Origin of the sequence: Mesorhizobium sp. M7A.F.Ca.CA.004.04.2.1 (genome assembly GCF_004022825.1) — a bacterium.
Classification (GTDB): Bacteria; Pseudomonadota; Alphaproteobacteria; order Rhizobiales; family Rhizobiaceae; genus Mesorhizobium.
The window spans coordinates 1-9,306 of record NZ_RZPH01000126.1; the positions used below are offsets into that span (position 1 = coordinate 1).

Genomic DNA, 9,306 nt, shown 5'->3' on the forward strand with positions numbered 1-9,306 from the left:
AATCGGACAAGTCGACTTCTTCCGCCATGACCTCGAAGATGACAATTTCGTCGATGGCGGAGTCGGCACCCTTTTGCCACAACCCCTCCGCTGGCGCCTGAAGGTAGGCAGTCACGCCATCGAACCGGGCAGCCAGCTCTTCCTTGACCCGATCGAAAGCTTCCCGCTCAAATGGCCGGCCGTCATTGTCCGCGCGCGGAAGCAGGATTTGGAAGAGGTGCATGACGACTTCTCGCTGAAAAGCATCCAACGGCTTTCATGGCGCCCCGTTCCTTCGGGAATAGCTCGGCCGGAGTGAAACTGGCGAAGCTGACGCTTGAGCGGGGGGCTGAATTCTCTGCCGAAACACACGCCCATCATTCAACGCTACGACCTCGTGCTGCCGTAAACGTGCCTGAGGTCCGCTCGACGGAGAGCCCGATTAGCGACCTTCGTGCCAGCCGCACGGCCGGATGCGAGCGTCACATCTGCCGGCTGCGACTTCGCCCAATACGCTCTCGACTGCGGGCTTTTCGACGGGCAACTCTAAGCTCGGCAAGTGTTGGCCACCACCAACCCCTCAGGCGTTCGGTCGGGCCAGCGGCCACCCTTGCGGGCCATGTCCTTACAAGTTCGCCCAGTGTAGCGGAGCGCCATCTGCCCCAAACGAATTCGCCGTTCGAAGCCATTGCGTGAGGATAAAGGGAAGTTGCGTCTGATGGCGCGACCACTTCACCGGAAATGTCGGTGAAGACGACGACCCCGTAGAGCTCGGTTGCGACAGCGCGACCCAGGTGAGGTTGATCGTGAGTTGGCAACGGGTAGCGGTGACGCCGGCGTTCAGCAGCCAGTTGGCGCGAGGCTCTGTAGCCTTCAGTATTTCTGGCGTCCACACGTCGCCGTTTTCTTTCCTCCGGCTCGGCATGGCGAGCAGCTTTTTCGATGCTTGGCCACCGGCGCCGGAGCTCGTCATATGAGCGAAATGGAACTCTCCAGGCCCGCAATTCGTCGTCCCAACTCGACCACGGGACGGCACGCAACTCTTCAAGCACTGTCCTCGAGTAGGGCGTACGAATGCGCAGGTCGTCCGCGATGTCCAGATATTGGCTCGATATTGGATCGAAGGCGAAGGCATCTCGTCCCTTGCTGTCGTCGTCGGGCGTCGTAGCGCTGCCTCTTGCGCTAGCCACCGGTCAATCCGCCGGGCTGCCGTTGTGCCGGGCACGAACCAGCTCTTGCGCTCGTCACTCCATCTCGCGCGCGGAAAAGCCTGCTGAAACCGCTCGACCGCCATTCGATCGAAGGAAAAGCGGGCTTCGGCGCCACTTGCCTCCTGCTTCTGCGGCCCGGGACGTGGGTTGTAATCCATCACAATGCATCGTTCGCGTTTTGTCGCAGGCAACGCAGTGACGGCCCTAAAAGTTCATCTGCCTAGCAAGCCTCCGGACCCCTGAACCCACGCGAAATGCCAAAGCTGTAGTGAAACTTTCCCCCCGTACCGCGGTTAAGGAGCTGAGAGGACAACACCGTCTAAATCGAACGAGAGAGCGGCTGCGGGCGAGCCTCCCCAAAGGATCGGTCGCGTGCCAGAAGAGGGGAGGGCGCAGGAGGTAAAACATGGCATCGAGACACATCGGTCGCCAGCCCAGGCGCGAGATTTGCGCCGGTATAGAAAAGGAGCGGCGGTTATTGGCGAGGCTGCCTGCAAGACTGACAACCCCGCCGCCGGCATAATGCAATGACACGCATCGCGACCTTCAATTTGAATGGCGTGAACGGTCGCCTGCCGGTGCTCATCAGATGGCTAGGTCAGACCAACTATGACATCGTCTGCCTTCAGGAGTTGAAGACCTCGGATGAGAAATTTCCCGCCGAAGCCATCAGGAACGCCGGTTACGGTGCCGTCTGGCATGGGCAGAAGTCTTATAACGGTGTAGCTGTACTCGCCCGAGGGAAAGAGCCGCTGGAGCGTCGGCGTGGCCTCCCGGGTGATCCTGACGATACTCACAGCCGGTATATCGAGGCGGAGGTGGATGGGATCGTGATCGGCTGTCTGTACCTGCCCAACGGCAATCCAGCGCCTGGCCCGAAATTCGACTACAAGCTCCGATGGTTCGATCGTCTGATCAGCTACAGCCAGGTACTGCTCAGGGAAGGCTCCCCGAGCGTTCTGTGCGGCGACTATAATGTCGTGCCAACGCCGATCGATGCCGCGGTGCCAGGACGTTGGCTAGGCGATGCGGTCTACTTTCCGGAGAGCCGGCAAGCTTACGCCGAAATGCTTGGTTATGGCTGGATCGATGCTGTCCGCCGTATCCATCCGGAGAAGGGCATCTATACGTATTGGAACTTTTCGTATCGTGGCGGTTTCGACAGGAGCTCCGGCCTGCGCATGGACCATCTCCTCGTCAGCCCGTCACTTTCGTCCAGATTACGTGATGCCGGCGTGGACGCTGATTTGCGCGGCTGGGAAAAACCGAGTGATCATGCGCCAGCCTGGATAGAGCTCAACCTACCCGGCCGTGATTGAAGGGTGCCGTTGTTCGCCAGGATGCCGGGCTTTCGCTATTGCAAAGCTGGTCTCTGCACTTGAGCATGGGATCTACCAATCTCGTGGTGGCAAAAGCTTCGCATTCACTGCTGAACTGGCCGACAAGCGCAGGCAGTTTGCGGGCGCCGAGAAGTCGCTTGCGGCCGAAAGCGATGGCAGGGGGGATGTCCTTCGGCCGCCCGATCCAATTACTTCTCAGGCCGAGCCGCGCCATCACGCGCGACCGGCCATCTCTTTGTCGCTCCCCACTAACTATTCCTGTCGGCAAGCTAAAGGATGATGCAGGAGTGAAGGCAGCCAGCGCCGAGGGTACCCGCTGGAGCTCATGGGCTTGGCTTCGGGTGGCACCAGTACGGCAGCGGCCGCGTGGGATCGCTGGTCACGGCCTGTCAGTCAGGCATCTGGCGCATGCCGCGCGGCGGGTGAACTCGCGCGGAGCTAGGTGATCTCATAGTAAAAATCGCAAATCAGATCCGCGACCTTAGTCGCTTCAAAATCAGTCATATGCGCGGCGGTCTCAAGAGCGACAGTCTCCATATCGTCCTGATCGACGGCCAGAAGGTCTAACAATTTCGCAAACTTGAATTTGAGCTCTCGGTCGCCGTCGAATTCATCGATCGTGACGTTCAAAATATTTACGTTGGCGTCTATCAGCCGCGTTTGAATGCTGTCGGAAGAGGCCGCTAACGCGCGAACGGCCGCAAAAAAGTGCTCACGCGCTTTGGTGTATTTTTCGCCCATTTAGAAACCTCGGTGGGTTAAAATGCCTTGGACGTGAGGGCGGAGCCGGGACTTAGGCTTTCGATAGCGCCGAAGTCAACGCATGATTGCCGCCGCAGGGCGTTTAACGGTCACTTTCTATAAGTTCGTCTGCACCGCCAATCTTCGGCCCTGTCATCCAAGGCGGCGCCACGGGAATGTCTTCGATCACACCCACCCTGCGTGCCCAGGTCACAAACGTCTTGTGCGCGGCCTCGACAGACTTGCGACCATCATATGCCGAGTAGCATGTATCACACGCCGCCCCGTGGAGAAGGCCGCGCCTTTCGACCGGCCATTCTTCCAGAAATTCTATGGCATCCATGACGCAACCGATTTTTCTGAGGACGAGACTGTCATCTCGTACAAAAATCGGCTGTTTGAACGTAGCGCTTTCCATCGTGACCTCCCTTCCAGCCTAAAGCGACGCTTGTGCCTCTTCGGGTGACGCAGGATTTTCCTCGGCAAAAGCATGCCGGTCCGCGTGACGCCTTCTCGGCACAGAGAGGATATTGGAAATGCCTCTTTTCAGTTCAAGAGAGAAGTGGCCGGCCGAGCCCAGCAGCCTCTTGGCAATCGTGTCGCCGTGCACCCCATCCCGCTGCCGCGCGTCGGTTCAGTCCGCGAGGGCTTCGAGCCACCAACCTGCACGTCGGCGATCTTGCCCTCGCGTAGCAGGGCGGCCTCGAACCGGCTATGGGAATTCGCGTCAAGATGTACTGGAGTGCAGCAGCCCCGCGAAGGGCCGATCCAGTACCAGAGGTTGAACTGTGTTTCCTGTTACTCATGTCCATGGCGGCCACTTCACACAAACGCGGGATAGATCGCCGAACCGGAACGGCATCAGCATCGATTGTGGTCTCGCGCGTAAAAAAAGAGCGGGCCCGGAAGATCCGGACCCGCCAGCGGCTATGATCAGGCTGCAGAAAGCGGTCGGTTGTTCGCGAGCCAAAGGCTGGCTGCTGCCAGGGCCGCAACCACAACGCCAGCGATGACGTGCGACCACATTGCTGCCGCCAGGCCGGCAAAGCCAAGCACCCAAGGTGCGGCCACAATCCACAGGCCGACGACAAGGTTCGCCCATTCTTCAAATTTGTGGAACGCCACCAACGCGCGCGCCGCGATCAGAACGGTGATTACGCCCGCGATGAAGGCGTGCCAGACGGCAACAGCATCGGCAGCATAGCCAAGGAGCCAGGGCGAGAGCGCCAGCGCGATGCCGGCAAGGATATTTACGACATCGAGCGCCGGCCTGCTGCTGTCGGAAGTGAGATTCTTCAACATCGATCATTCTCCTTTCCTGCGTTTCAGTACGTCAATGTACCGCCCTTGAGTCGAGGGCGGGTGCGGCAGCGGGCCTGTTCGGCCCGATGCCGCAAAGCTTCTTGGGTCCCGATTTGAAACGGACGCAGCCCTTCGGCGAGATCGGCTCAGTCAGGAGGAAGGATTCGATCTCCCGAGGTTCGAACGCATTGCCGGCGATCTCACTCAATGCGAGATGCGGCCGGCTCTTCGGGCTGGCCGCCAACCGGGGCGCTGCGCCGCGCGCCCGGCCCGCTGCCGCGACCGCAAGCGCGAAGGGGTTCGGGATCGTACGTTGGGCGTCGAAGTCGATCAGTGGGTCCATTCTTGCCTCCAGTCATGCGGCTATCCGGGAGCATACCGGGCTGAGCCGAGTCTGGAATCTCTGGGTGCGGCCCTCCAAGGCCAGCAGAGCGAGTTCAACCTCGTCCCGTCGCGTCGGACGTGCATTTTCCGGCATGCCTTCTGCGGTGGCCAGGTCGATCAGGTACTCGTTCCAGGCCCAGTTCTTGAGCACGGCAAGTTTCTCGTCGAGTGCGAGTACCGGGTCATCCACGACCTCCATCGGAGAGGCGTAGAATGTCTCGGGCTCGGAAAGCGCCGTCTGTATGTGCGCTGCCTTTGCACCAGCGCCATAGTTGTGGCTTGCCTGAAGCCATGCCAATTGCAGCCGTTGCCAAACCACGTCGGAAAAGACGTGCCTCTGCTCCGATGCTTGCCTGTTGCTGACCTTGGCCTGGCAGCCAGAAGATGGAGCCTGCACCACGTGGTTGAGGCCTTGGCGCTCCGCATAACGGATCGCCGCCTCAAGCGTCGGAAAATCCAGTTGAACCTGGGTCAGGGTGTCCCGGCCGCCCGTATAGCCCATCAGCGGCTCGATGAACGGGGCTGTGCGAGGTTCGAAAATCAATCGCCAGTCCTTGCGGGGCTTTGCTGAGGTCGTGGCCGAGCGGCATGGCTGGTAGATCCGTGCCGTCACGCCATCCGGAAACACTGACCGCCCCATTGACAAAGCCGGCTCGTCGAGACGAGGCCGATTGTCATTGTCCGGCCGGCCGGAGGTCTTGGTTGGGTTTCTGATGTCGCTGCTTTGAACTGTCTCCATTGTCTGTCCCTCCCATAATGAAGGGTGGTATGAGCAGCGGCCGTTACGGCCGCTGCTCATACTGCCGTGCGTCAGTTCTTGCCGTTGATTGCGATCCGCTTGGCCTTCGCCTGCGCCCGCTCGGTCTTGGGCAAGGTCACGGTCAGCACCCCGTTCTTGAAGGCGGCGTTGACCTTGTCTTCCTCGACCTCGTAGCCGAGCGGAATGAGGCGCTCGAAGCGACCGTAGAAGCGCTCGGAGAACTGCCGGTCTTTGTCCTCGGTCTCGGAACGCTTCTCGCCTTTAAGCTTGAGCGCCCCGTTGTCCAGCAGGACTTCTATGTCGCTCTCGTCCAGGCCAGGTATTTCCGCCGTGACGCGGACTTCCTTGTCCGTGTCAGAAATCTCCACGCTGGGCCAAGTGGCGGCAAAAGAGGGACTGAAGGCCGGCAGTCTGGCGCCAAAGCTGCGGAAGGCGTCATCGAACAGCCTGTTTACCTCCCGGTGGAGGGAGACGAAGGGGTCTCGATCTCCATCAGGGAAGAGACTGGGCGCCGAGTTTCCGTTGCCCCGGCCCCATGGGATCAAGTCACGTACGCTCATTGTCTTTCTCCTTTCGTAGGTCTCTGAGCCGGGCCGGACGCCCGGCTCAAGCGATGCCTTCATAGTGGATTGCTCAGGCCGCCAGCTTCTCGGTCTCGACCTTGGGCGCTTCGATCTTCGGCATGCGAGCCCCGCTGGAGATCTCGACCTTGCGCGGTTTCATCTCCTCGGGAACCTCGCGCTTGAGATTGATGCTCAGCAGCCCGTTCTCGAGGCTGGCGCCAGCAACTTTGACATGATCGGCCAGTTCGAACCGACGCTCGAAAGCGCGCCCGTTAATGCCGCGGTAGAGATACTGGCCGTTCTCATCGCCCGATTGCGACCCGCTCACGACCAGCATGTTGGGCTGGTAAGTGATGGTGAGCTGGTCCTGCGAGAAACCGGCGACCGCCATGGTGATGCGATAGTCATCATCATCAACCTTGGCGATATCGTAGGGCGGCCAGTTGTCGAACGAGGCCACACGGCTCGCATTCTCAAGCATGTCGACCATGCGGTCGAAGCCGATGCTGGACCGGTACAGGGGGGTAAAATCGAGGTTCATAACCACATCCTCCTTTGAGCAACATGGATCATAGGAGGCGCCAAGAGCCTTGCCGCCTCCTGGTCTGCCGGCCCCATCGGGCGACCGGCGACTATCAAATTTAGAATCGCGACTTGCACCTTCAAGAGGAAGAATAGGAAAATTTTCAGCGGCAGTCCGGGCGACGCACCCATGCCGCCCTCCCGCCGGCGGGGTCACTCGCCGACGGATCCATGGTGCAGGAACAATTATGTGGCGCTTAAATCCGATCGATGAATGGCACGAACCCGGCCACCACCGCGCTGTCACTGCCATCAGGACCGGCAAGCTCTTCCGATTGATCCAATTGTTGCAACGCATCCATGATCGCATCGAAGCTGACCGGTTCACCCGCCCCCGGCAGCATGCGAAGCGCTGGCACGGATTCTACCGCGCAGGCATCCGACGCCCATGACGAAAGGATGGCGCGCTTCTCCTGAACGTCCAGGGCAACGTCGGCCAAAACGTCGTGGGGGTGTTTGAAATGCCGTGCCGGATGCAGCAAGCGGTCCAGAAAAACGTCAGGGGCCACGGGTTCAATCGAGGCAAAATGGGTCGAAATGGCTGCTTCCATTGATGGTCCTCCGCTTCAGACAATCTCCTGCGTGGTTGAGTTTGGCGGCTCTCGCGATTCCCGCCAGACGAAATTTTGGAACGTCTCAAGCAGGTTTCAATGGCTCGGCACGGGTCACATCCCCGTCGTCAACGCCTTAGAACCATTTTATCGGGCCGGTGAAACAATCGGCGAGAATCTCAGTTCTGGCGTCGGACGAAAATCAAGGACCCGAATCCGGCAGGAGAACCAGTCATGTCTTACCTCTCCAGGAACTTGTGCATTGGCTTGATCACAGGAGCCCTGATGCTCTCGACTGGCGGCCTTGCTCCGGCCACCGCACAGGAAATTCCGAACGACTTCAGCGCAATTGTGCGTCAGAAGCTGCCAGCCGTTGTCGCCATCACGACCAAGCAGATCATCCAGGATCAAACGACGCTCAACGGCTTTCTCAATCCCTTCGACGGGGCAGGGCGTATCCAGCCCCAGGTGCGGGAAGCACTCGGCTCCGGCTTTGTGATCAGTCCCGAAGGCTACATCGTCACCAATAACCATGTCGTCGCCGACGCAACTGAGATTCATGTCGTGTTCTCCGACAAGGAGACGGCGCCCGCCAGGGTGGTGGGCCGCGATCCGGCAACTGACATCGCGGTATTGAAAGTCGATCCTCGGCCCAACATGACGGCGACGGCCTGGGGGGATTCGGACGCGATGCAACCAGGGGCCTGGACCATCGCCATCGGCAGTCCCTTCGGCCTCGGGGGCACGGTCACTGTCGGCGTCCTTTCTGCCCGCTCTCGCGATATCCAGGCCGGTCCTTACGACGATTTCCTGCAGACTGACGCCTCGATCAACAGAGGTAACTCGGGAGGTCCTTTGTTCAACGCGCGCGGCGAAGTCATCGGCGTCAACACGGCAATCGTGTCGCCGTCAGGCGGCAGCATAGGCATTGGGTTCGCGGTGCCCTCGCGTACCGCTCGGACTATCGTCGACCAGCTGATCAGCACTGGCCGCATCGAGCGCGGCTTCATCGGCGTGCGTCTTCAGGAGATCACGCCCTCCATCGCCGAGGCGCTCGGAATGCCGGGCGCCAAGGGAGCGCTGGTTGCCTCTGTCGAGGCTGGCAGCCCGGCGCAGAAAGCGGGAATCCAGGCCGGCGACGTGATCACCCGGTTCAACGGCAAGGACATCCAAGGCGTCCATGACCTGACGCTGGCGGCAGCAAGCCAAAAGCCGGGATCGAAAGTGACCGTAACAATGAACCGGGGCGGCACACACCAGGAATTGTCACTGACTGTCGATCAGCGCAGGGATCAGGAGGAACCGACCGGTACCATTCCAAGCCTGGGGACAGAAGACCAGCGCCTTGGTCTATCACTGAGCCCCATTCCGGACGATGCGCGCCAGCAACTCGGCCTGCAGGCCGACAGGACGGGCGTGTTCGTCCAGGATGTCGCTCCCAACAGTCTTGCAGCCGAAAGCGGCATCCGGCCAGGCGACGTTATCGTGTCGGCCAACAACCGAAACATGACCCAGCCGTCCGACGTCCGTGAGGAATGGGCGAAATCCCGTCAGCAGAAAAGACCAATGCTGTTCCGTATCGACCGGCAGGGACAATCGCTTTTCGTTGCTGTGGCAAACTCCTGACTGACAGGCCAGAGGGCGTCGCGATCTGTGCTGCTGGCCTGGCCCCCTACCGGGCGCACCAGAGTTGTGAAGCTGATGAGCGGTGTGTTTTAGGTGGCGGTCCGTTTCAACATGCGGCTGCCGGAGCTGTTCTGCAGCTTTGCACACGCGACCTGCGACGCATCGGTCGGCGAGACCAAAGTCGACCTTAGGTTCGGCGCATCGGTGAGCACATCCTGGACAAGAACAAGGTGCGATCCGCTCCTGAGCGCGTGCGCGGCCTTGTGA

At 60.2% G+C, this 9,306-nt stretch carries 11 protein-coding genes; 3 read left to right on the forward strand and 8 right to left on the reverse strand.

What is annotated here, in order from left to right; all coding sequences use genetic code 11:
• Both EN893_RS38010 and xth read left to right on the forward strand, forming a co-directional pair.
• Positions 1-298 (forward strand): hypothetical protein (locus EN893_RS38010; RefSeq protein ID WP_164900764.1); only part of this gene is annotated, 298 nt, incomplete at its 5' end.
• A 1,419-nt stretch (positions 299-1,717) separates the two neighbouring features.
• Positions 1,718-2,509, forward strand: a complete 792-nt coding sequence (gene xth / locus EN893_RS08425; RefSeq protein ID WP_127266514.1) for an exodeoxyribonuclease III — start codon at positions 1,718-1,720, stop codon at positions 2,507-2,509.
• Between the two features lie 459 nt (positions 2,510-2,968).
• On the opposite strand, the gene EN893_RS08430 is transcribed toward xth, so the two are convergent.
• The 8 genes from EN893_RS08430 to EN893_RS08465 form a co-directional block, all read right to left on the reverse strand.
• A complete protein-coding gene (locus tag EN893_RS08430) occupies positions 2,969-3,271 on the reverse strand; it encodes a hypothetical protein (RefSeq protein WP_127266515.1) in 303 nt (100 codons plus the stop codon).
• 103 nt (positions 3,272-3,374) lie between these two features.
• Positions 3,375-3,689 carry a DUF982 domain-containing protein gene (locus EN893_RS08435; RefSeq protein WP_127266516.1) on the reverse strand — a complete coding sequence of 105 codons (315 nt, stop codon included), beginning with the start codon at positions 3,687-3,689 and terminating at the stop codon, positions 3,375-3,377.
• A 515-nt stretch (positions 3,690-4,204) separates the two neighbouring features.
• Positions 4,205-4,573: an SPW repeat protein gene (locus tag EN893_RS08440; RefSeq protein WP_127266517.1), complete on the reverse strand. Its 369-nt coding sequence runs from the start codon at positions 4,571-4,573 to the stop codon at positions 4,205-4,207.
• 31 nt (positions 4,574-4,604) lie between these two features.
• On the reverse strand, positions 4,605-4,916 hold the full coding sequence (locus tag EN893_RS08445) for an RNA polymerase rpb6 (protein WP_127266518.1): 312 nt from the start codon (positions 4,914-4,916) through the stop codon (positions 4,605-4,607).
• 12 nt (positions 4,917-4,928) lie between these two features.
• A complete protein-coding gene (locus EN893_RS08450) occupies positions 4,929-5,696 on the reverse strand; it encodes an NADH dehydrogenase ubiquinone Fe-S protein 4 (protein ID WP_127266519.1) in 768 nt (255 codons plus the stop codon).
• Positions 5,697-5,767: 71 nt separating this feature from the next.
• Positions 5,768-6,277 carry an Hsp20/alpha crystallin family protein gene (locus tag EN893_RS08455; protein WP_013525023.1) on the reverse strand — a complete coding sequence of 170 codons (510 nt, stop codon included), beginning with the start codon at positions 6,275-6,277 and terminating at the stop codon, positions 5,768-5,770.
• A gap of 73 nt (positions 6,278-6,350) precedes the next feature.
• Complete coding sequence (locus EN893_RS08460; RefSeq protein ID WP_127266520.1) at positions 6,351-6,821, reverse strand: Hsp20 family protein; 471 nt, start codon at positions 6,819-6,821, stop codon at positions 6,351-6,353.
• Positions 6,822-7,059: 238 nt separating this feature from the next.
• On the reverse strand, positions 7,060-7,413 hold the full coding sequence (locus EN893_RS08465; RefSeq protein ID WP_127266521.1) for a hypothetical protein: 354 nt from the start codon (positions 7,411-7,413) through the stop codon (positions 7,060-7,062).
• Positions 7,414-7,698: 285 nt separating this feature from the next.
• On the opposite strand from EN893_RS08465, the gene EN893_RS08470 reads away from it, so the two are divergent.
• The gene (locus tag EN893_RS08470) at positions 7,699-9,039 is read left to right on the forward strand and encodes a Do family serine endopeptidase (protein WP_236383373.1); all 1,341 of its coding nucleotides are present in this window, start codon (positions 7,699-7,701) and stop codon (positions 9,037-9,039) included.
• The last annotated feature ends 267 nt before the right edge of the window (positions 9,040-9,306 follow it).

What these genes read in the sequence shown, in the direction of transcription:
- xth (WP_127266514.1), top strand. Translation starts at nt 1,718, where the DNA reads ATGACACGCATCGCGACCTTCAATTTGAATGGCGTGAACGGTCGCCTG.
- EN893_RS08430 (WP_127266515.1), bottom strand. Translation starts at nt 3,271, where the DNA reads ATGGGCGAAAAATACACCAAAGCGCGTGAGCACTTTTTTGCGGCCGTT.
- EN893_RS08435 (WP_127266516.1), bottom strand. Translation starts at nt 3,689, where the DNA reads ATGGAAAGCGCTACGTTCAAACAGCCGATTTTTGTACGAGATGACAGT.
- EN893_RS08440 (WP_127266517.1), bottom strand. Translation starts at nt 4,573, where the DNA reads ATGTTGAAGAATCTCACTTCCGACAGCAGCAGGCCGGCGCTCGATGTC.
- EN893_RS08445 (WP_127266518.1), bottom strand. Translation starts at nt 4,916, where the DNA reads ATGGACCCACTGATCGACTTCGACGCCCAACGTACGATCCCGAACCCC.
- EN893_RS08450 (WP_127266519.1), bottom strand. Translation starts at nt 5,696, where the DNA reads ATGGAGACAGTTCAAAGCAGCGACATCAGAAACCCAACCAAGACCTCC.
- EN893_RS08455 (WP_013525023.1), bottom strand. Translation starts at nt 6,277, where the DNA reads ATGAGCGTACGTGACTTGATCCCATGGGGCCGGGGCAACGGAAACTCG.
- EN893_RS08460 (WP_127266520.1), bottom strand. Translation starts at nt 6,821, where the DNA reads ATGAACCTCGATTTTACCCCCCTGTACCGGTCCAGCATCGGCTTCGAC.
- EN893_RS08465 (WP_127266521.1), bottom strand. Translation starts at nt 7,413, where the DNA reads ATGGAAGCAGCCATTTCGACCCATTTTGCCTCGATTGAACCCGTGGCC.
- EN893_RS08470 (WP_236383373.1), top strand. Translation starts at nt 7,699, where the DNA reads ATGCTCTCGACTGGCGGCCTTGCTCCGGCCACCGCACAGGAAATTCCG.